This is a genomic window from Acinetobacter sp. ANC 4470, from assembly GCF_002135335.1.
Classification (GTDB): Bacteria; Pseudomonadota; Gammaproteobacteria; order Pseudomonadales; family Moraxellaceae; genus Acinetobacter.
Genome location: NZ_NEGC01000003.1, coordinates 174,219 through 195,889, shown reverse-complemented (window position 1 = coordinate 195,889; position 21,671 = coordinate 174,219). Strand labels below are relative to the sequence as shown.

Annotated in this window: 14 protein-coding genes; 8 read left to right on the top strand and 6 right to left on the bottom strand. The window is 38.7% G+C overall.

The features are described from left to right. Positions 1-221: 221 nt before the first annotated feature. Complete coding sequence (gene gdhA, locus B9T25_RS05955; protein WP_228146856.1) at positions 222-1,568, top strand: NADP-specific glutamate dehydrogenase; 1,347 nt, start codon at positions 222-224, stop codon at positions 1,566-1,568. A gap of 70 nt (positions 1,569-1,638) precedes the next feature. Here the strand turns inward: gdhA and B9T25_RS05950 are convergent, their stop codons facing one another. The 3 genes from B9T25_RS05950 to rlmH form a co-directional block, all read right to left on the bottom strand. After that, positions 1,639-2,406: an META and DUF4377 domain-containing protein gene (locus B9T25_RS05950; protein WP_086187553.1), complete on the bottom strand. Its 768-nt coding sequence runs from the start codon at positions 2,404-2,406 to the stop codon at positions 1,639-1,641. A 135-nt stretch (positions 2,407-2,541) separates the two neighbouring features. Further along, a complete protein-coding gene (locus tag B9T25_RS05945) occupies positions 2,542-3,318 on the bottom strand; it encodes a dioxygenase (protein WP_086187552.1) in 777 nt (258 codons plus the stop codon). Between the two features lie 203 nt (positions 3,319-3,521). Further along, positions 3,522-4,004: a 23S rRNA (pseudouridine(1915)-N(3))-methyltransferase RlmH gene (gene rlmH / locus B9T25_RS05940; RefSeq protein ID WP_086187551.1), complete on the bottom strand. Its 483-nt coding sequence runs from the start codon at positions 4,002-4,004 to the stop codon at positions 3,522-3,524. Positions 4,005-4,158: 154 nt separating this feature from the next. Here rlmH and B9T25_RS05935 point away from each other — a divergent pair, with 154 nt between their 5' ends. Then, positions 4,159-5,118, top strand: a complete 960-nt coding sequence (locus B9T25_RS05935) for a M28 family peptidase (protein WP_086187550.1) — start codon at positions 4,159-4,161, stop codon at positions 5,116-5,118. A gap of 229 nt (positions 5,119-5,347) precedes the next feature. Here the strand turns inward: B9T25_RS05935 and lon are convergent, their stop codons facing one another. From lon to B9T25_RS05920, 3 genes are all read right to left on the bottom strand, one after another. Further along, positions 5,348-7,774: an endopeptidase La gene (lon, locus tag B9T25_RS05930; protein WP_086187549.1), complete on the bottom strand. Its 2,427-nt coding sequence runs from the start codon at positions 7,772-7,774 to the stop codon at positions 5,348-5,350. Between the two features lie 146 nt (positions 7,775-7,920). Next, positions 7,921-8,508 (bottom strand): 5-formyltetrahydrofolate cyclo-ligase, encoded by a 588-nt coding sequence (locus tag B9T25_RS05925; protein WP_086187548.1) that lies wholly within the window; start codon positions 8,506-8,508, stop codon positions 7,921-7,923. Between the two features lie 44 nt (positions 8,509-8,552). Then, the gene (locus B9T25_RS05920; protein WP_086187547.1) at positions 8,553-8,933 is read right to left on the bottom strand and encodes a MerR family transcriptional regulator; all 381 of its coding nucleotides are present in this window, start codon (positions 8,931-8,933) and stop codon (positions 8,553-8,555) included. A gap of 84 nt (positions 8,934-9,017) precedes the next feature. Between B9T25_RS05920 and B9T25_RS05915 the strand changes: the two genes are divergently transcribed. From B9T25_RS05915 to csy2, 6 genes are all read left to right on the top strand, one after another. Then, positions 9,018-11,789 (top strand): heavy metal translocating P-type ATPase, encoded by a 2,772-nt coding sequence (locus B9T25_RS05915; protein ID WP_086187546.1) that lies wholly within the window; start codon positions 9,018-9,020, stop codon positions 11,787-11,789. 546 nt (positions 11,790-12,335) lie between these two features. Beyond that, on the top strand, positions 12,336-14,036 hold the full coding sequence (locus B9T25_RS05910; RefSeq protein WP_086187545.1) for an NAD-dependent malic enzyme: 1,701 nt from the start codon (positions 12,336-12,338) through the stop codon (positions 14,034-14,036). A 292-nt stretch (positions 14,037-14,328) separates the two neighbouring features. Beyond that, positions 14,329-15,288, top strand: coding sequence for a type I-F CRISPR-associated endonuclease Cas1f (cas1f, locus tag B9T25_RS05905; RefSeq protein ID WP_086187544.1), 960 nt, complete (start codon positions 14,329-14,331; stop codon positions 15,286-15,288). Then, on the top strand, positions 15,285-18,788 hold the full coding sequence (gene cas3f, locus B9T25_RS05900; RefSeq protein WP_086187543.1) for a type I-F CRISPR-associated helicase Cas3f: 3,504 nt from the start codon (positions 15,285-15,287) through the stop codon (positions 18,786-18,788). The genes cas1f and cas3f overlap by 4 nt, the downstream gene beginning before the upstream one ends. Before the next feature lie 439 nt (positions 18,789-19,227). Further along, positions 19,228-20,562, top strand: coding sequence for a type I-F CRISPR-associated protein Csy1 (gene csy1, locus B9T25_RS05895; protein WP_086187542.1), 1,335 nt, complete (start codon positions 19,228-19,230; stop codon positions 20,560-20,562). Next, positions 20,563-21,669 (top strand): type I-F CRISPR-associated protein Csy2, encoded by a 1,107-nt coding sequence (gene csy2 / locus B9T25_RS05890; RefSeq protein WP_086187541.1) that lies wholly within the window; start codon positions 20,563-20,565, stop codon positions 21,667-21,669. Positions 21,670-21,671: the final 2 nt, after the last annotated feature.

Genomic DNA, 21,671 nt, shown 5'->3' with positions numbered 1-21,671 from the left:
TTGAGCAAAAAAGTCAATGAAAACAGAGCTGAAGTATGCTTGGGATTAAGTGCTTTTGGTTGGTTATAGTTAATATAAATATATGTTATTAAATCTTTTTTTTGATTTTTTTGAAAAAACTATTGTGGATTGGTTGTAAAAGATATTTAATATTTTGCGCCAAAAATTATCATTCTTTGAAAATTTGACCAATTTTGATCCATCTTTCTGCTGAGGATTAAGTGTTGAAATATAACAGCCTTAACGACTTCCTAGACTACGTTAAATCACGTGATGCACATCAACCAGAGTTTCTACAAGCTGTAGAAGAAGTCATGACTAGCCTGTGGCCGTTCATTGAAAAGAACCCACAATATGCTGACCACGCTTTACTTGAACGCTTGGTTGAGCCAGAACGTGCGATTCAATTCCGTGTTTCTTGGGTTGATGACAAAGGTCAGACCCATGTGAACCGTGCTTTCCGTGTACAGTACAATTCAGCAATTGGCCCATTCAAAGGTGGCATGCGTTTCCATCCATCGGTGAACCTTTCAATTCTGAAGTTCTTAGGTTTTGAACAAACGTTTAAAAATGCCTTAACAACACTACCTATGGGTGGTGGTAAAGGCGGTTCGGACTTTGACCCTAAAGGTAAGTCTGAAGGCGAAATTATGCGTTTCTGCCAAGCATTAATGATTGAGTTGTACCGTTACCTTGGCTCAAATACGGATATTCCTGCGGGAGATATCGGTGTAGGTGGTCGTGAAGTCGGCTACATGGCTGGGATGATGAAAAAATTAAGTAATGACACTTCATCTGTCTTTACTGGTAAAGGTTTGTCATTCGGTGGTTCATTGGCTCGTCCCGAAGCAACGGGTTATGGCGCGGTATATTTTGCTGAAGAAATGCTGAAAACGAAGGGCAATTGCTTTCAAAATAAAGTAGTGACTATTTCGGGTTCAGGTAATGTTGCACAATTCGCTGCTGAAAAAGCCATGTTCTTAGGGGCTAAAGTGGTTTCACTTTCAGATTCTGCGGGTACTGTTTATGTGAAAAACGGTTTTACCGACGAATTACTGGCTGAAGTCATGGAGCTTAAAAACGTTAAACGTGGTCGTATTTCTGAATTCGCGTCTAAACATGGCTTTGAGTATCTTGAAGGTAAACGTCCTTGGTCAATTAAATGTGATATCGCGCTTCCATGTGCAACTCAAAATGAATTGACGGGTGAAGATGCGATTGCATTGATTGCAAATGGTGTGATTTGTGTTGCTGAAGGTGCAAACATGCCATCTACTTTAGATGCTGTTGAAAAATTCATTGAAGCTAAAATTCTGTATGCACCGGGTAAAGCGTCAAATGCGGGTGGTGTTGCGACTTCTGGTCTTGAAATGTCTCAAAATGCGATTCGTTTAGGTTGGACTTTTGAAGAAGTGGATGAGCGTTTACACGCGATCATGAAAGAAATTCACCGTAACTGTGTTAAATACGGTACTAAAGAAAATGGTACTGTTAACTATGTTGATGGTGCGAACATTGCAGGCTTTGTAAAAGTTGCTGATGCAATGTTGGCTCAAGGCGTATTCTAAGGTTTTATTTTTTGAATACTAAAAAAACCGATGCTTTGGCATCGGTTTTTTTATCACTAAAATGCGTATATTATTTTATAGTTGCACGTTCAATCGTCATGTCATGCACATAGGCATATTTAGACTGATCTGCGGCAGGGTTCTTAATTTCGTAACGTTTTACACGAATGATTTGGCGCTCAGATGGATTATGTTCAAAACCTTCAATATGGCTGTAAAATAGGCCCCAGTCTTTATCGACCTGAGTTTTAACACCATTCTCTGCATATTTAATTTCACGAACTTGCAAACAGGTTTGTGGTGCTACGCCAGTACATTTTTTTGTTTCTGGGGAAATTTCAAGAAAAATAGTTTCCGCTTGCGTTTGATATTGTGTTTCAGGTGTCATTTTACCTTCGAATACAACTTTTTGACCTGTTGCATCAATAAGCGTTAATGTTGGTTTATTTACATCTTGTATATTTAAAACAAAGGGAATAGTACGTTTAGCAAAAAGTGAGCTGGAGAATTGTTCTTGTTTCATTAATTCTGGTGAACAAGCCATCATGGTTGACATCAAATCAGCAGTGACAATTTGACCTTTTTCAATTTTCCATGATGTACCTTGAGTATTACAACCCGTTGCAATACTTAAACGCTGTTGATCATTGAAATTCAACACAAGTGGCTTATCTGTGCCTTGTGGTTGATAAGACCATTGGTAGGCAGCGAGTGTTTTATCTGCATTTTGTTGTTGAATCATAGACACGGCTAAATCTCCAGCTTTTTGCATATCGCTAGATTGGCAAGCTGCAAGCATTAAGGGAAAAAGGGCAATCGCTAAAAATTTAAGTTTCATTTTAAAAGTACTTGGTTTTGAAAGATTTTTATAAGCATATCGTATTCAATGTTAAAAAAAATGGATACATTTTGAGGAATTAGGTATCAAAATGTATCCATAACTATTATTTTATTGATTATTAATCAAAAGTTATTAATCAAAACGATAAATATCCATACCGAGTGAACCCATACTAAAACTACTATGCACAATGCTGAATCGATGACCTGTTCCCATTGCAAAGAACAATGGAGCGAAGTGTTCTAAAGTCGGATGATTGCGTTGTGCATAGGGAATCGTTTGCCAATCCAGCACGGCATCATAATCTTGATGAGCAAGTTTGCTCACGACATAATTACGGAAAGTTGATGCCCATACAGGCACTTCAGCAGGTTCACCACGCCAAGCTAACTCAGCTAAGTTATGAGTAATACTGCCCGAACCAATCATTAATATTTGTTTTTCACGTAGTGGGGCAAGAGTTTGACCAATTTTATAAATATCTTCAGCTGACCAGTTCATTGGTAGCGAAATTTCCACCACAGGAATATCTGCATCAGGATACATATGTAGCAATGGCATCCATACGCCATGATCACGCGGGCGGGTACTATTGGCATGAGCCGCTAAACCTGCATCTGCTAAAAGATGTAAAATTTCTTCCGCAAGCTCAAGTTGACCTGGTGCAGGGTAGCGGATTTCATAGAGTTCAGCTGGAAAGCCACGAAAATCATGCCAAGTTTCAGCACGTACACTGGTACTTACTTCAAGTGAGTTACTTTCCCAGTGTGCGGACATCACAATAATAGCTTGCGGTTTAGGGAGATTAAGGCTTAATCGATGTAATGCAGGCCCAACCTGTTCTGGATTAAGCGCAAGCATGGGAGAGCCATGTGAAATAAATAAACTAGGTAAAGTTTGTAAATTCATGATGATGCGCCTAATTCAAATTGTATTGACTGGAACAATGATGCCAAAATTAACCTATAGAATAAATAGAGGTTATTTCAACAGGTCGTTGCACAAACAGAACAATGAAAAATAAATTTCCACGTTTTTATCAAGACTTCTGGATGATATTGACCATAATTTCAGTTTGATTAAATTTAATGAAAGACTAACCAGAGGTCAATTTAACCTGCCCGATGATAAGGATGATTGTGATTGATGGTCATTGCGCGGTATAACTGCTCGATTAGCATCACTCGAACCATAGGATGGGGCAAGGTCAGCTTAGACAATGACCAGTGCCATGCAGCCGCTTTACGCACTGCTTCAGAATGACCATCTGGTCCGCCAATCGCTAACACCACATCATTGCCTTCAAGCATCCATTCTTTCATGGTTGCAGCCAGTTTTTCAGTGCTAAATTCTTTGCCACCCACTTCAAGTGCAATCAGGGTTTCATTCTGCTTCACTGCATTTAAAATGCTGTCACCTTCAATTTGACGATATTTTAAGATATCGGCTTCAGAATCATTTTTCCCGCGTTTTGCCATGGGTAATTCAATAATCTGAGTTTGCACAAAAGGTTGGATGCGCTTGAAGTAATCTTCAAAACCAGTGAGTACCCAAGCAGGCATTTTTTGACCGATGGTAATAATACGGATTTTCATAAGATTCGATGGTTTGAGAGTCTGCACTATTATAAGCACTAAAATGCTTTTTACTTATTTTGCGCAACAAATTGAAATTGAAAGTTAGCATGTGATGCTGTTTTAATCATGAGTAATGGAGTAAACACTCATAAGAATATTGGAAGAATAATAAATGGGTTCAAAAAAAAATCAAAAGATAGGCATATATCTGAGCACATTGTTTTTCTCTATTTTTTTGAGTACTTCAACATGGGCAGTGCCTCGCGTGACGACAGCAAGTGCGGATAATTTAAAAGTTTATTTGGAACAAGTTATTGGCAGTGATAGCTATCGTAATTATAAAAATATAGAAGAGCTACAGCGTGTTTCCGCATGGATTAAAGAACAAATGCGCTTGTTTGGTATTCCATGTCAATATCAAAACTACTCGGTCAATGGTTTAGGTTATCGTAATGTGGTGTGTACTTTAACTGTGGGTCATACGGATAAAGTGATTGTCGGTGCTCATTATGATGTGTTAGGTGAACAGCAGGGCGCTGATGATAATGCTTCTGGTGTAGCAGGAGTGATTGAGACAGCACGTATTCTTGCACAACAGAAATCTCGACTCGAGCAAAATGTAGAATTTGTATTTTATACCTTACAAGAACCACCATTTTTCAAAACCGAACAGATGGGTAGTTATATTCATGCCAAATCGGTGCAAACACAAAAAGATCAAATTCAAGGCGTGTATATTCTAGAAATGATAGGTTACTTTGATGAAAAATTGGTGCAAGAATATCCAGTCGGTTTGAAATGGGTATACCCGAATCATGCGAATTATATTGCTGCTGTGAGTAATTTACAGTCTTATGATTTGGGCTCGAAATACTGTGAAGAAATGCGCACATTGAACCGTTTAGAATGCCAAAGATTGGTTGCGCCATCTTTTGTTTCGGGGATGGAGTTTTCAGATCATCTGAATTATTGGAAGTTTGATATTCCAGCAGTGATGATTACTGATACGGCTTTTTTTCGAAATAAGCATTATCACACCGAAAAAGATACTTTAAAAACCTTGAATATTGCAAAAATGGCCAATGTGATTGATGGTTTAGTAAATAGTTTATTGATGCAATCTAGACCATAAAAAACGCAGTCCACTAAGAAAACTGGGACTGCGGTCAAAAGGTCACCCACCTGGAGATGTAGATGACCATTCACATAACATGTAAAATAGAAGCTTACAGCGCATCTATGTTTATATTCTAATAGATGAGGTCAAGAACTCGGCTTTTCAAGTTCGCTAGATCTCTAATATAGCAAAATAAGCGCATAAAAAAAGAGAGCCGAAGCTCTCTTTTTGTATCAAATTACCATTAATGGCGGGCAGCTTTACCTTCATCGATTGGTTTTACAATCGGGTTTTTAGGCAAAGGTTTTGGCATTTCGATTAAAGCCAATGGCAAGATATCATCGATACTTTTCACCGCTTTAATTTCTAAACCAGCTTTAACATTGTCTGGAATTTCAACAAGGTCACGTACGTTTTCTTGTGGGATAAAGACTAACTTAATGCCGCCACGGTGTGCTGCAAGCAGTTTTTCTTTTAAGCCACCAATACGCATGGCACGACCACCTAAATTGGTTTCACCTGTCATTGCAATATCAGCACGAACAGGGATCCCTGTGAAGGCAGAAACCAATGCTGTGGTTAATGCTAAACCTGCAGATGGACCATCTTTGGGTGTTGCACCTTCAGGTAAATGCACGTGAACATCAGTTTCTTCAAATCTTGCAGCTTCAATACCCAGTGCCTCTGCACGAGTACGTACCACAGTCATTGCCGCGGTAATAGATTCTTTCATGACATCGCCGAGTGAACCCGTCGTGATGAATTTACCTTTACCTTTTACAGCTGCCACTTCAATTGACAGTAATTCACCACCGACAGAAGTCCAAGCTAAACCATTGACACGACCAACTTCTGCTTCTTCTTCTGCCATACCATAGTCGAACTTATGTACGCCTAGGTAATCGGATAAGTTTTCCGCAGTGATGTTGATATGCAAGTTCTTCGCTTTTTTGCTGACCGCTTCTTTTACAACTTTACGGGCAATTTTTGATACTTCACGTTCCAGACTACGCACACCTGCTTCACGTGTATAACGACGCACGATGTCACGAATTGCTTCTTCATGAATGGTCAATTCTTTGCCGCGTAAACCATTGTCCTTAATTGCTTTAGGCACAAGATAACGATCTGCAATATTAACTTTTTCTTCTTCGGTATAACCCGGAAGACGAATCACTTCCATACGGTCAAGCAAAGCTTCTGGAATATTCATGCTGTTTGCAGTACAGATGAACATCACTTCAGATAGGTCAAGATCAAGATCTAAATAGTGATCATTAAACTTACTGTTTTGCGATGGATCAAGTACTTCAAGTAATGCAGAAGCAGGGTCGCCGCGGTAATCCTGTGCCATCTTGTCAATTTCATCGAGCAAGAACAAAGGATTCTTAACACCGACTTTCGTTAAAGATTGCACAATTTTGCCCGGCATCGCACCAATATAAGTACGACGGTGGCCACGGATTTCGGCTTCATCACGCACGCCGCCTAAAGCCATCCGCACAAACTCACGACCTGTGGCTTTGGCAACGGATTCACCGAGTGAAGTTTTACCAACCCCTGGAGGCCCAACTAAGCAAAGGATCGGCCCTTTGAGTTTTTTCACTCGTGATTGAACTGCTAAGTATTCAACAATGCGTTCTTTAACTTCATCTAGACCATAATGGTCTGCATCTAGAATTTCCTGTGCTTTTGCCAAGTTAATACTAACTTTACTGGCTTTATTCCACGGGGTATCTAAAATGGCTTCGATATAGTTGCGAACAACAGCAGCTTCACTTGAAGCAGGTTGCATTGCTTTAAGCTTACGGAATTCACTTTCAGCTTTTTTACGTACATGTTCAGGTAAATCGGCTTCTTCAAGACGACGTTCAATTTCTGCAACATCATCTTCAGCACCGCCATTCATGTCGGAAAGTTCACGCTGAATGACCTTCATCTTTTCATTGAGGAAGTATTCGCGTTGGTTTTTTTCCATCTGACGTTTTACAGAGTCATGCAAAGTTTGTTCAATCTGTTGTTCTTCAGATTGTTGCAATAGATAAGTCATTAACTCTTGTAAGTGAGCTTCAAAATCATCATGTTCTAAAAACTTTTGTTTGACATCAATGTTTAAAGGAACACGAGTTGCGACGAAGAACACAAGTTGCAATAAATCATCAATTTTATTGGCAGCAGTAATCAATTCACGTGCATTACGTAATTTTGTTTCTGCATATTGTGCAAATAAAGTGCGTAGTTCTTGTATGCGTGTTTCTTGAGAGTCAGCTTTAATGTTGACCGTCATTGGACTGATTGCATGTTCAGCCGATAGATATTCATCATTTTCGATGATTTTTACCAGTTTAGAACGATGTAACCCCTCAATTAATACTTTGATACAGTTTTCATCATTTTCATGATTCACAACTTGCACAATTTTTGCGACAGTACCGTATTGATATAGGTTGTCTTGATCAATTTCTTCTGTAAGCGAATCTTGTTGCGCAACAACAAATACTAGATTGTCACTGTTACGAGCCACGTCAACTGCTTTGATCGATTTTTCACGACCTACAAATAACGCAATTTGCATGTGTGGGTAAACCACAACATCTCGTAGCGCTAAAAGCGGTAATACGCTTGGAACCTGTGGTTCTAAGGTTTCTTGATTCATAATAATTTCAGACATGGGCACTCCTAATGAGTAACAATGGTGTTGCCATATTTTTATAGTGATGTGTATTTCAAAAATTACAAGGGTATGTGTAAATAAATTGTATAATAAATACTTAAATAGTTGATTTAATAGTTATAACAATAGTCAAAAATGTCAAATCAACGTTTAAACAGTCGCATGTGCAAGGGCGTGATGAGTGCATCGACTGGCTGATCCCAAACCTGACGCGGAAGTCGCTCTTGTACCAGTTGAAAGTCATGTGCAATGCCTAAACGCAAAGGCTTGTTTGGCGCACTGGCAAGGGTTTTATCATAAAAACCGCCACCCATTCCAATTCGTGTGCCATAAATGTCACATGCCAGTAAAGGCATAATCAGTACATCCAGTTTTGATACATGCGTTCCGCGGCTTGCCATCGGTTCTTGCATGCCTAAAGGGTGATGTGAAAAACGCTTATTGCTATATTGTTGTTTTGAAATTCTGACCCAGTGTAATTGCTGATTCATGCTGCAAATCATGGGTAAATAGACCTGTTTATGCTGTGCGAAGCAATATTCAATGATTTGCTGGGTATTAATTTCACCAAAAGCATGTAAATAAATACCGATACGCTTTGCCTGTTGTAGCTGTGGAAAATGACGCAACCGGTGTAAGACTTGGGATGATGAATATTGTTGTTGGAATTTATCGACTTGTTTACGCTTCGTTTTAAGTTGTTGTCGTAGAAATTTTAAGTCGATAGACATAAGCCGTTGGTCCTAAACACAAAGATCAGTTGTAGAGTTTAAGTTTAACTGTTTTTAAGTTCTTTCAATATTGGGCAACTGCTTTCGTTTGTGGTTTTACATTCATCCACCCACGTTGAAAGGCGTTGTTTTAAGCTGTTGAGTTCTTGAATCCGTTGGTCAATTTTGTCCAGACGTTGTTGAATGACATGGCGAGCTTGTTCGCGGTCTTCAAGTTGTAACTGTAATAGCTCCTGAATTTCACTGAGCTGTAAACCCGCGTCTTTAGCCTTTTGGATAAAGCTTAAAGTTTCAATATCCTGAGTATTATAGTAACGATAACTTTGTGTGGTTTCAGGCACGCGCATTAAGCCAATGCGTTGATAATAACGAATGGTTTCCACATTGACCTGACATTGTTTGGCAAGTTTTCCAATGGTGAGCATAAAAGTATCCTCAATATGACTTGACTCTGTACCTAGGTACAGACTTTATGCTAGCACAATTGAATAATTAAATGGGTAAGTCTGATGAGTGAACAACTTAAATCTTCTTGCTGTTCAAAACAAGAACCAAGTCTTGAATTAGTAAAAGTAGATCCTGTCTGTGGTATGGATGTGTCGGAGCATTCAAAACATTCTTTTCATTATAATCAAAAGAAATATTTATTTTGTTGTGATGGCTGTAAACAAAAATTTGCCAATGATCCTGAGCAGTATTTGCAACCAGAAGTACCTAAAACATCGAGTTGCTGTTCTGGAAATAAACCGAAAACAGTAGTTCAATCCATTGAAATGGTGGTTGATCCCGTTTGTGGTATGCAAGTTAAAACTGATTCTCAATATCATGGTATTTACCAAGACAAAGACTATTATTTTTGTTCTGAGCGTTGTTTAAGTAAATTTAATATCGCACCTGAACAATATATCGCTTTAGAGGCTCAAAGATCTTCATGCTGTGTTACTTCAACACCACCAGAACCGAAAAAACAGTCATCGTGTTGTGCGGGTGGTCATTCGGTAAACTCTTCAGGGCAAACTGAAATAGATCCTGTTTGTGGAATGTCGGTGGACACCACCACTGATTTAAAAACAGATTATCAAGACAAAACCTATTATTTCTGTAATCCATCTTGTTTGGATAAATTTAAGCAAGATCCTGAATTTTATTTAATTCCACTGGATGAGCGTCCTGTACCAGAAGGTGCGGCGGATATGGATTATACCTGTCCGATGGATCCTGAAATTGTACAAAAAGGCCCGGGGACTTGCCCTATTTGTGGTATGGCTTTAGAGCCAATGCAACCAACCTTGGATGATGCGCCAAACCCTGAACTGGTGGATTTTAGCCATCGTTTTTGGATGACTTTGCCTTTGACCTTAATTGTTTTTGTCTTGGCCATGGGTTCGCATATTCACGCTTTTATTCCACAGCATATTCAACCGTGGATTGAATTGGTACTTTCTATTCCTGTGGTGCTTTGGGCGGGTAAACCGATTATTGAGCGCTGCTGGACATCTTATAAAACACGTAACTTAAACATGTGGAGTCTCATTGGTATTGGCGTCTTAGCGGCCTTTATTTACAGTGTTGTTGCGACCGTTTTTCCATCTCTTATCCCAATGGAAGCCAAAACAGGTCATGGCGTAGCTGTGTATTTTGAAGCGGCATGTATGATTGTTTCTTTGAGTTTACTTGGGCAAATGATGGAACTCAAAGCCCGTGCCAAAACTGCTGATTCATTAAAGTCATTACTGCGATTGCAATCCAATACTGCAAAACTGGTGCAGAATGATCAAGTGGTAGAAGTCGATATTGGTATGGTGAAACAAGGCGATATTCTGCAAATTTCATCGGGTGAGCAAATTCCACTGGATGGCATTGTGGTTGAAGGCAAAACCTATGTCGATGAAGCGATGATGACAGGTGAGCCAGTCCCTGTAAAAAAAGAGTTAGATGACTTAGTCATTGGCGGAACAGTGAATCAGCAGGGCAGTATTCGTATTCAAACTACAGCAGTGGGTGCAAATACCACACTTGCTAAAATGATTCAGACTGTAGCAGAAGCCCAGCGTTCTAAAGCACCGTTACAACGGCTTGCCGATGTTTTTGCTAAATATTTTGTTGTTACAGTGCTTGCCATTAGTGTACTGACGTTTATTGCATGGATGGTGTTTGGCAATGCACAATTTGATTTAGCCTTAATGTGTGCCGTTGCTGTACTGATTATTGCCTGTCCTTGTGCTTTAGGTTTGGCAACCCCCATGTCTGTAATGGCAACCACGGGGCGAGCTGCACAAAAAGGTGTACTGTTTAAAGATGCAGAAGCGATTGAAGCTTTAAGTAAAGTAAATACATTGGTGATTGATAAAACAGGAACATTGACTGAAGGCAAGCCAAGTCTAAAAGAAATTCAATTATTGTCCGATCAGGTGACACAAGCTCAGGCTGAACAATGGATTGCCTCGATTGAGCAATATTCAACGCATCCTATTGCACAGACTTTGACGAAACTTATTCCAAGTGATCAATTGCTTAAAGTTCAAGACTTCGAAGATGTTACCGGTTTTGGCGTAAGAGGTCAGATCAATGATCGAATGCTGTATGTCGGTAGTCAAAAGCTACTGGATCAATTGGGTTTAAATTTAAAAGAGCCTGTTCAGGCTCAGTTGCAACAGCAACGTGCAAAAGGCAATGTGATTAGTTTCTTAGCCAATGAGCAAGATGTCTTGGCTTATATTTCTATTCATGATGCAGTTAAACCCAATGCTCATCAAGTGATTGCGCAATTGATTGCAGATGGTGTGGATGTTGTCATGGCAACAGGTGATCACGAACAAAATGCAAAATTAGTGGCAGCAGAGCTGGGTATTCAGCATGTCTATGGCAACTGCACACCGACTGAAAAATTAGACATTGTGAAAAAATATCAAGCACAGGGCAAAGTTGTAGCCATGGCAGGGGATGGTATTAATGATGCCCCTGCACTTGCCCAAGCCAATGTGGGTATTGCAATGGGCAATGGAACAGATATTGCCAAACAGACGGCACAAATTACCTTGGTAAAAGGTGATATTCGTGGGGTAGCTGATGCCATTCACATGGCAAAACTGGGTGTCAAAAATATGAAACAGAATTTGGCATTTTCATTTGTCTATAACGGCTTAGGTGTACCTGTGGCAGCGGGTATTTTCTATCCATTGACGGGTTTATTATTGACTCCAATGTTGGCTGCTGTTGCAATGTCACTAAGTTCTTTATCCGTGGTGATTAATGCTTTAAGGCTGCAAAAGTCTAAATAATTCTAAATGGCTCAAACACGCTGCTATACCCAAGATACATATCTTGGGTATTTTTTTAGCGCAAAAAGCAGGAACTAAAATGAAGTAAAGTAATTTATGAAATAGGTCATCATCATGAAAAAGACGGTGATAAACACAGCGTATGCTGAATAAGAAAAATGGCTGAAATGTCGTTCAATATAGTTTTACCGTTTTTATCATTCAATCAATTTTTAAGCATTGAAACATAATGCACCATAATGATGCAATTGTTATAAATTTTGGAAATGTGCGTAAGCAGACTTATCACAGCTTTAAGTGACGATTAAAAAGATTAAAATAAATGCAAAAGTTTATTCGAAAGCATCCATTTTTTTATTCATCGAGATATATTGATTTGAAAAAGCAGATTTTTTTATCTTTATTAGATTAAAAAATTGTTTGTGTATTGGTATCAAATTTAAAAATATCCCATCAGGGTGAAATCGGGCTAAGCTAGTCACTTGTGAAGATATGATATACATTTTTCTGTATACCATCTTCATGACTTTTGAAATGAGATAGGAAATGACGACAGATAGCTTAGTGATTAAACAACCTTTATATATTCCTTATGCAGGGAATACTCTTTTAGAACTTCCGTTGTTAAATAAAGGCTCTGCGTTTACCGAACAAGAGCGCAGTAAATTTAATTTGCATGGTTTAATTCCGCATGTCATTGAAACGATTGAGGAACAGAGTCATCGCTCATATCAGCAATATTGCTCATTTAACGATGCCATCAATAAGCATATTTACTTGCGTAATATTCAAGATACCAACGAAACCCTGTTTTATCATCTGCTTGAAAATCATTTAAGTGAAATGATGCCGATTATTTACACCCCAACAGTGGGTGAAGCATGTCAGCAATTTTCGGATATTTATCGCCGTCATCGCGGGATCTTTATTTCTTATCCTGATCGCGATCATATTGAAGATATTTTACATAACGTCAATCGTAAAAACGTCAAAGTGATTGTGATTACAGATGGCGAGCGTATTTTAGGTTTAGGTGATCAGGGCATTGGCGGAATGGGCATTCCGATTGGTAAACTTTCCCTGTATACCGCTTGTGGCGGTATTAGCCCTGCGTATACCTTACCAATCACCTTGGATGTCGGCACCAATAACCAACAGTTACTCAATGATCCTATTTATTTAGGTTGGAATCAGCCACGTATTAGTGGTGATGAATATTATGATTTTGTTGATGATGTGATTGACGCGATTCAGCGCCGTTGGCCAGATGCACTGATTCAGTTTGAAGATTTTGCCCAAAAAAATGCAATGCCGTTGTTGAATAAGTATCGCGATAAAATTTGCTGTTTTAATGATGATATTCAAGGGACAGCAGCTGTTTCAGTGGGTAGCTTAATTGCAGCCTCGCATGCAGCAGGCAAACAGCTAAAAGATCAGACGGTTGCCTTTTTAGGGGCGGGTTCGGCAGGTTGTGGTATTGCTGAACAAATTGTGGCTCAAATGATGGCAGAAGGCTTAACGGAGCTTGAAGCACGTGCTCGTGTCTATATGGTTGATCGTTTTGGTTTAATTACTGAAAATCAGCCAAACCTATTGGATTTCCAAAGAAAATTAGCGCAAAAACCTGAAGTGATTGCTGAATGGGGTAATGCTGAAGAAGTTATTTCTTTATTGGATGTAGTGAGAAATGCCAAACCAACGGTATTGATTGGCGTGTCGGGTCAGCCGGGTCTATTTACAGAAGAGGTGATTCGCACACTGGCTGCCAACTGTGAACGCCCTATTGTTTTGCCATTATCCAATCCGACTTCACGTGTTGAAGCAGTCCCTGCGGATATTATTCAATGGACGGATGGTAAGGCGTTAATTGCGACGGGTAGTCCTTTTGCTCCAGTCAATTATCAGGGCAAGATTTATAACATTTCGCAGTGTAATAACTCGTATATTTTTCCAGGAATTGGTTTAGGTGTAATTGCTTCAGGCGCTACACGCGTGACCGATTGTATGCTCATGGCTGCCAGTAATGCTCTTGCAAATTGTTCACCGAAATTGATTAATCCTGATGCTGACTTATTGCCAGATATTGATTCAATTCAGCAAGTTTCAAAAATCATTGCTTTAAAAGTGGCACAAGCGGCAATGCAGGTGGGGGTAGCACCAATTGTGAGTAATGAACCTTTGGCGAAAGCCATTGAAGATCATTACTGGAAACCTGAGTACCGTAGTTATAAACGTATCACTTTTTAATATGTGAATAATCAACTATTTCCCCAAAAATCTTTTTATGTTGATCAATGAGGTTTTTGGGGCAAGTTTTATGAACGGATAAAGGTTGCATTTAATTTATATTTAAAATTTTTTATTGCAATGAGGCTTGATCAATCAAGAGTATTTGGGGTTTGGAAATAAGGTTAAATTAAATAAAAAGTACAGTTGAAATGAAATTATAAAAAACTTTATAAGTATTGTATTTTACTTAAAATATTAATCTAAATTATGTATATTGAATGATCTATCTAAAAATATAAAACAGATAAAAATGGAACAACTTAACCCATCAGATTTAAAAGCCATTCTTCATTCCAAACGCGCAAATGTGTATTACCTCGAATATTGCAGAGTGATGCAGAAAGACGGTCGTGTTTTATATTTGACTGAAGCTAAAAATGAAAATCAATACTGGAATATCCCGATTGCCAATACCACAGTGATTTTACTCGGCACAGGTACGTCGATCACTCAGGCAGCGATGCGTATGTTAGCCAGTGCAGGGGTATTGGTTGGATTTTGTGGTGGCGGTGGAACACCACTCTTTATGGGCAGTGAAATTGAGTGGATGACACCGCAAAGTGAATATCGCCCGACGGAGTATATGCAGGGATGGATGCAGTTTTGGTTTGAGGATGAAAAGCGCCTCGCTGTGGCAAAACAATTTCAACATGCTCGTATCGATTTTATACGGAAAGTTTGGGATAAAGACCGTGATTTAAAAGAACAGGGTTTTTATTTGGATGATCGGGATATTCAAACGGCACTGGATGGTTTTGAAAAGAAAATTCCGAATACCACCAAAGTCGGTGATTTGCTCTTGCATGAAGCAGCAATGACCAAACAACTTTATAAAATTGCTGCAACACGTAACAAAATGAGTTTTGAGCGAAATCGTGAACAGGGTGATTTAGCCAATGATTTTCTTAACCACGGTAATTATTTAGCCTATGGATTGGCAGCGACGACACTTTGGGTTTTAGGCATTCCACATGGTTTTGCAGTGATGCATGGTAAAACCCGCCGTGGCGCTTTGGTCTTTGATGTGGCGGATTTAATTAAGGATGCTGTGGTACTTCCGTATGCCTTTATTTGTGCAAAAGAAAAAGCCACTGAGCAAGAATTTAGAGCCCAAATACTGCAAAAATTTACGGAGCATAAATGTTTAGATTGGATGTTTGATCAGGTGAAGGAAGCCGCTTTATCTTCTAAAAATGGAGATGAAGCATGATTGTGACTTTCGTTAGCCAGTGTGAAAAGAAAGCTTTAGCTCGGACGCGCCGTGTATTAGATGCTTTTGCTGACAGAATTGGAGATAACACATGGCAAACGGTCATTACCGAAGATGGCTTAATTGCTGTTAAAAAATTATTACGTAAAACGGTGACTAAAAGTACTGCGGTAAGCTGTCACTGGGTTCGGGGCAGACGTAGAAGTGAATTACTCTGGATTGTGGGGAGTCGGAATAAATTTAATACGCAGGGCATTGTGCCTGTGAATAGAACAAAAAAATCTTTAAAAATAGATTACAGTGATTTGAATTGGCAATCGGCACCTTTAATTTCAATCGTAAGTCGAATAGCGGCTTTATTTCATGACTTTGGGAAAATTAATCCATTTTTTGCACAAAAAATAGCAAAAGCTAAAACCAATAAAAAACCAATTGCAGACCCATTTCGACATGAATGGGTTTCTTTACGTCTATTTGAAGCCTTTGTTCGGTCTTGCGGGAGTCAGGATGATGATTGGATTGGTAAATTAGTAGGTATATCGTGTGATAATGATAATTTTTATTGGCTAGGTAATGTTATTAAAGATGATGGGAGTCAGTACACTCCTTCGCCATTAAAAGATTTACCTCAAGTTGCTCAATTAACAGCATGGCTCATTATTTCGCATCATCGTTTACCTATTCCAAATAGTATGCTGAACAAAGATTTGAGCCATGATTCAGGTTATGAAAGCCGTAAATTTAAGGATGTTTTAAGTGACCTGAATTTTAAATGGTGTTATCCAAGAAACTATTTAGCGGATGATAAAAATAAAGCGAAGGAAATTAAACAGTGCTGGAATATACAAGCAGAACATATCCCTTTTAGTAGCCAAACATGGTGTAAAGAAGCCAATGCTTGTGCTGTTAAGTTAAAGCAATTTCTAAGTTTGCCAAACTTACCTAGTTTGCAAGACCCGTATATTAGCCATATTTCACGTTTAGCACTCATGCTTTCAGATCATTATTATTCGAGTTGTGATCCAACACCAAAATGGCATGATCCTCAATATTTACGTTATGCAAATACAGATAAATTTGGTGAGTTAAAACAGCCGTTGGATGATCATTTAATTGGTGTGAGCCAATCTGTACGGCAATTGATGGGAGCATTAACACGATTAAATGAATTGTTTGATCGATTACCACAACAAAAAAGTTTAGAAGGTAAAAATAATAATCCGTATTACCAATGGCAAGATAAGTCTTATCAAGAAGCGCAGTTTATACAAAAAAATTATCCAAATCATGGTTTTTTTGGTGTCAATTTAGCATCAACAGGCCGAGGAAAAACTTTAGCAAATACCCGTATTATGTATGGTCTGGCTGATCCTGAAAAAGGGGCACGATTTAATATTGCATTAGGTTTAAGAACGCTGACTTTACAAACAGGAAAAGCATTACGCCAAAAATTAGATTTAGATGAAACTGATTTGGCCATTATGGTTGGTGGTGGTGCTGTTAAAGAGATTTTTGAACAATATAGTCAAAAAGATTCTTTAGAAATTTTAGAAGAACAACACGATGATTTAGATCCGAGTCAAAATCAAATTTTAGCGGAAAATATGGGTTCAGAGTCTTTGATAGGTTTGTCAGATGAAGAAACATATATTGACTATGAAGATTATGAAATTGATTTTGAGGGCATCTTAGACAATAAGCATATGTTTGCTCAATGGCTAAAGGGCAATCCTCAAGTTAAAAAAATGCTGATGAGTCCAATTTTATGTTGCACGATTGATCACTTGATTCCTGCAACAGAAAGTACCCGAGGTGGTAAGCAGATTGCGCCAATGTTGCGCTTAATGTCATCTGATTTGGTGTTTGATGAGCCTGATGATTTTTCACCAGATGATTATTATGCTTTAACCCGCCTTGTTTATTGGGCTGGGTTACTTGGCAGCCGTGTTTTATTATCTTCAGCAACATTGATGCCTGCAGAAATCAATGGTTTGTATTTAGCATATAGTTCAGGGCGAAAATTTTATAATGCTAATCGTACAAAAGCAGATCAGCCGATTATTGCAGCATGGTTTGATGAAAATGCAAAAAGCATTTGCCATGAAGTTATTCCATGTGATCAAGCGATCAGTACGACGGAAGTTCAACCTGTTTTTCAAAAAGCCCATCTTAATTTTACTAAAAAACGTGTTGAATATTTACATGAACAGGCGCTATTAACCAAAAGACGCACTTTAGAGTGGGTTGGCTTGCCTAAAGCAATAGATCCTATGGATAAATGGCAAGATATGTTTACACAACATATTTTAGATACGACCTTAAAAGCCCATCAACAAAATGCAATTACAGATCCAATTTCAGCTAAGCAATACAGTGTAGGTTTGGTACGTTTTGCCAATATTGACCCGCTAGCGACGATTGCACAGCAATTATTAAAGCAAAAAATTGATTCGAATATTCGGATTCATTTATGTGTTTATCATTCACGTTTTCCCTTGTTAATGCGCGCCAATATTGAAAAATATTTAGATGAAATTTTAGATCGGAATCAAGGGAAGCAACCGCATGATCATGCCATGATTCAAGGGTGGTTGAAGAGATATCCTGAACAGCAGCATATTATTTTAGTTTTAGCTTCGCCTGTGTGTGAAGTTGGGCGTGACCATGATTATGATTGGATGATTTTGGAGCCATCTTCAATGCGCTCTATTGTTCAAGCATCAGGGCGTGCGAGACGGCATCGATCAGAAGCTTATGATCGACCTAATGTTTTTCTGATGGAAAGTAATATTCGTCATTATAAAAATTCTGCGCAGGCTTGTTTTTCCAAACCTGGATTTGAGGCAAGTGGTTTTAAATTTTTATCGAGTAGACACTCTTTAAAAGGAACAAATGAGAATAGTGATAATGGATTAATTCGCAAAATACACTTCAATCAGTTGGATTCTATACCACGGTTGGAACAACCATCAGCAGCATATCTTAAAAAATATTATCAAAAGTTTAGTTATCCAAATTTAGTCGATTTAGAACATGACCGAATGCATCATATATTATTGGGTCATGGAATTAGCCCGAATATGCGGCTAGAAGAAGGATCACCTATTAAATTTCCCGCCTTTGATTTTTGGAGTACACCCATTCACTACACGGGCATTTTGCAAAAATTAAGCCAATTTAGACAGTCACAAGCTGAAAAGTTTACGGCTTTTAGGGCTGATGAAGAACAGCCTTTAGAACTATATGAATTTAATAATAAAATAGGGAATTGGCTGTATAAGCAAAGTTTGTTAAGAAACATTGAGTTAATTGAAAATACTCAAATTCATTGTTGGCCGAATCAAAATCCTGAAAAAGCGCTGATGAAATATTTGGATACAATTTCATCAGAACGAAGCTGGATTGAAAATTGCAGCCGATATTTGAGTTTAACTTTGCCTGAATTAAAGGAGCACCAAAAGTGGCTTTACCACGATTGGTTAGGTTTTATCAGGGAGTAAACCCTGATAGACCGTGACTTCTAAGCTGCCTACATGGCAGTGAACATTAGCTGAAAGCTGTAGTATTTCTAAGCAGCCTATGTGGCTGTGAAATGTATTCAAAAATAAGTTTGAAGGAACACAATGTAGACTCTTGTATAGCACAAGAGTCTGTGGTTAGATATAAACCATCAACCTACTACAACTTGTAGCTAATAGAATTGATTTTGAGTTTTCAGAGACGCCAATCTCTGATTTAGATATAACCACCGATCTGCGAGGATCACACATCACCCATGGATGAGTAAGGAGGTAATGATGTTTTGCACACATTTGACCAGAAGGGTTTAGCCAATTTGCATCACACATCATCTACGACTGTTAATCTGTTGTAGATGATAACAAAAAAATGATTCTAAAAAACAGCTTGTTTTGTAATAAGCATACTTGAGTATAAAAAATGAATGAAGAAGAAGGTGGAACCCAAAATTCCGAACCCGCCAGCATTCGCGAGTTAATTGAGCAGTACATTCAAGGACGTTTGAATGAAAAGCTAGATAAACTCAAAGCGGATGATGTGGCGGAACAAGAAAAGTTGTTAGGAAAATACCAAACTGAAACGTGGCTGGAAGATGCAAGTTTACGCATTAGCCAACTCCGCTTAGCCACACATACGCCTAAACAGCATCACCCAGATTCGAAAGCATCTGCCATGTTTTATCGTGATGCCCAAAATAAGCATGACTATGTTGGCTCGTATGGTATGAAGCTGGATGCTGATGTCATTGGTAATGCTGCTGTTTTAGATGTGTTTAAATTGTTGCGTCTTAAATTTAATGATGTTTCATTATTAGATCGCTTATTAAGTGCTGATGCAGATTTTATTTCTGCATTATCTAACAAGAATGAATTGGCTGAGATCCGCTATCAACGGTTTTTAGCTTTTAGTCAGTTACCTACGGAGTTAAATGCAGGGCGACTCTCTAAGCAAGTACTGTTTCCAGTTCAGCAAGATAACTATCACACTTTAGTATTGCTCTATCCAAGTGCATTGGTACATCAAGCGTATCAGCAAATCTCCAATGATCGTTTTGGTGAAGAAAATAAAGTACTGCGTGAAGCGCGCTTTAAAAAAATTCATAAAGTGCAAGAAAGCCGAGAATATCCAAATTTGCTTGTGCAAAATTTTGGCGGGTCGAAGCCTCAAAATATTTCACAGTTAAATAGTGACCGTCGCGGTTCGATGTGGTTGTTACCATCAATTCCACCGACGTGGCAGGGGAAAATTGTTGAATTGCCAAAAGGAAAATCTATTTTTACGGGTTACTTGACCAATCGTAAAGATGTGAAACCTTTATTAAGTTCAATTATCCAATTATATCGAAATGAAAATCGTCGTAATACGGTTGAATTTCGTGAAGAGCGGGATAGTTTAGTCGCACAATTGACAGACTGTGTGATTGATATGAGTTTTGAGCTGCAGCAAAGTGCAGCTTCTGGATGGACTCAAAAGAAATCATTTAACTTAGCAGAAAGCTTTTGGTTGGATCGTGGTTATCGTGAAGAATTGTTTGATAAAGAAGATGCGGATGATTTAACTGAGGAAGAAGAAGCATGGCTACGAGCTTATCGGGAACGTGATTGGCATGCAGATATTGGTTCTAACTTTGGTGATTGGCTCAATCAGCTATTAACGGCTAAAGGAAAATTAACCGATCTTGATGATCATGAATCTCGAGTTTGGTCGATTATTTTGCGAGATAAATTACAGTTGCTGAAAGAGGAATTTGCCTAAATGTCTTATTCATATCCTAAAGCGCTCTATCTTGTACGTTTAAATGTTGAAAATGTATCTATTATCAGCAGCCATTTAACATGGGGTTTTCCAGCTCCAAGCGCCTTTACTGGCTTTATGCATAATTTACAGCGCAAGTTGAATGAAATTGATGGCTATCAACAGGTTGAATGTTGTGGTGTAGGAATCGTATCGCATCAATTTACAGCACAAGTCACCAAAAGCAGCAGTTATCGATATTCACCTTATCAGCTCAACTTAGCACGGCATCCTTTAAATCCGAATGGCTCAACTCCTGCAATTGTGGAAGAGGGTAAGGGGCATATGGAAGTCAGCTTGGTGATTGGTTTATCGGGTGAAGGCTTAGATCAATATCTTTCTGCAAATGATGAAGATTTAACGCTTGAGACTCAAAACCTGTTGAAGAAGCTGAATCAATTGGTTTATGGCATGCGTTTAGCTGGCGGTGTTATTTTTCCGCATCAGCGCATTAAACCTAAATTGGTGAATTGGTCACAACATGATGCAACAAATAAAACCGTTAAATTACGACGTTATTTATTGCCAGGTTTTGCATTAATGCATCGGCATGAGGTTTTGACAGCCCATCAAGCTTGGTTAAAGCTGTATCCAAATTATTTGGCGACACAGCAGAGTGAGCCCAATATGCTCGATACATTGTTTGATATTCAGCGCTTAAATTTTGTCAGCACTGCAAAAAGTGAGGTTGTTTCAGTGGGGGATGTAGACGGCGAGTGGAAAATTCGACCGCGTCCCGAGCATTTAAAAGGGTGGTTGGTTCCTATTCCTATAGGTTATGCCGCATTAACTGCTGTACAAGAGCAGGGTGTAATTAAAGGATTGAGAAATGACCAATATCCAGCAACATTTGTGGAAACACTATTAAGTCTTGGTGAATGGCAGAGTCCACATCGAATGGGGAATATTGTCGAGACTTTATGGAATTACAACACTGTACCTAAAAATGGTGTTTATGAATTGGTGCAGCCATTTGCGCCAAAACAAAAAATTGATCTTGCATCAGTAGACGAAACAGAAAACCAATCATTTGACGTTAATACCGACATAGAAGAAGAGGAATATTAATC

Bases quoted from the DNA above. Each gene is read 5' to 3' on its own strand.
- B9T25_RS05950 (WP_086187553.1), bottom strand. From the start codon at position 2,406: ATGAAACTTAAATTTTTAGCGATTGCCCTTTTTCCCTTAATGCTTGCA.
- B9T25_RS05945 (WP_086187552.1), bottom strand. From the start codon at position 3,318: ATGAATTTACAAACTTTACCTAGTTTATTTATTTCACATGGCTCTCCC.
- rlmH (WP_086187551.1), bottom strand. From the start codon at position 4,004: ATGAAAATCCGTATTATTACCATCGGTCAAAAAATGCCTGCTTGGGTA.
- B9T25_RS05935 (WP_086187550.1), top strand. From the start codon at position 4,159: ATGGGTTCAAAAAAAAATCAAAAGATAGGCATATATCTGAGCACATTG.
- lon (WP_086187549.1), bottom strand. From the start codon at position 7,774: ATGTCTGAAATTATTATGAATCAAGAAACCTTAGAACCACAGGTTCCA.
- B9T25_RS05925 (WP_086187548.1), bottom strand. From the start codon at position 8,508: ATGTCTATCGACTTAAAATTTCTACGACAACAACTTAAAACGAAGCGT.
- B9T25_RS05920 (WP_086187547.1), bottom strand. From the start codon at position 8,933: ATGCTCACCATTGGAAAACTTGCCAAACAATGTCAGGTCAATGTGGAA.
- B9T25_RS05915 (WP_086187546.1), top strand. From the start codon at position 9,018: ATGAGTGAACAACTTAAATCTTCTTGCTGTTCAAAACAAGAACCAAGT.
- B9T25_RS05910 (WP_086187545.1), top strand. From the start codon at position 12,336: ATGACGACAGATAGCTTAGTGATTAAACAACCTTTATATATTCCTTAT.
- cas1f (WP_086187544.1), top strand. From the start codon at position 14,329: ATGGAACAACTTAACCCATCAGATTTAAAAGCCATTCTTCATTCCAAA.
- cas3f (WP_086187543.1), top strand. From the start codon at position 15,285: ATGATTGTGACTTTCGTTAGCCAGTGTGAAAAGAAAGCTTTAGCTCGG.
- csy1 (WP_086187542.1), top strand. From the start codon at position 19,228: ATGAATGAAGAAGAAGGTGGAACCCAAAATTCCGAACCCGCCAGCATT.
- csy2 (WP_086187541.1), top strand. From the start codon at position 20,563: ATGTCTTATTCATATCCTAAAGCGCTCTATCTTGTACGTTTAAATGTT.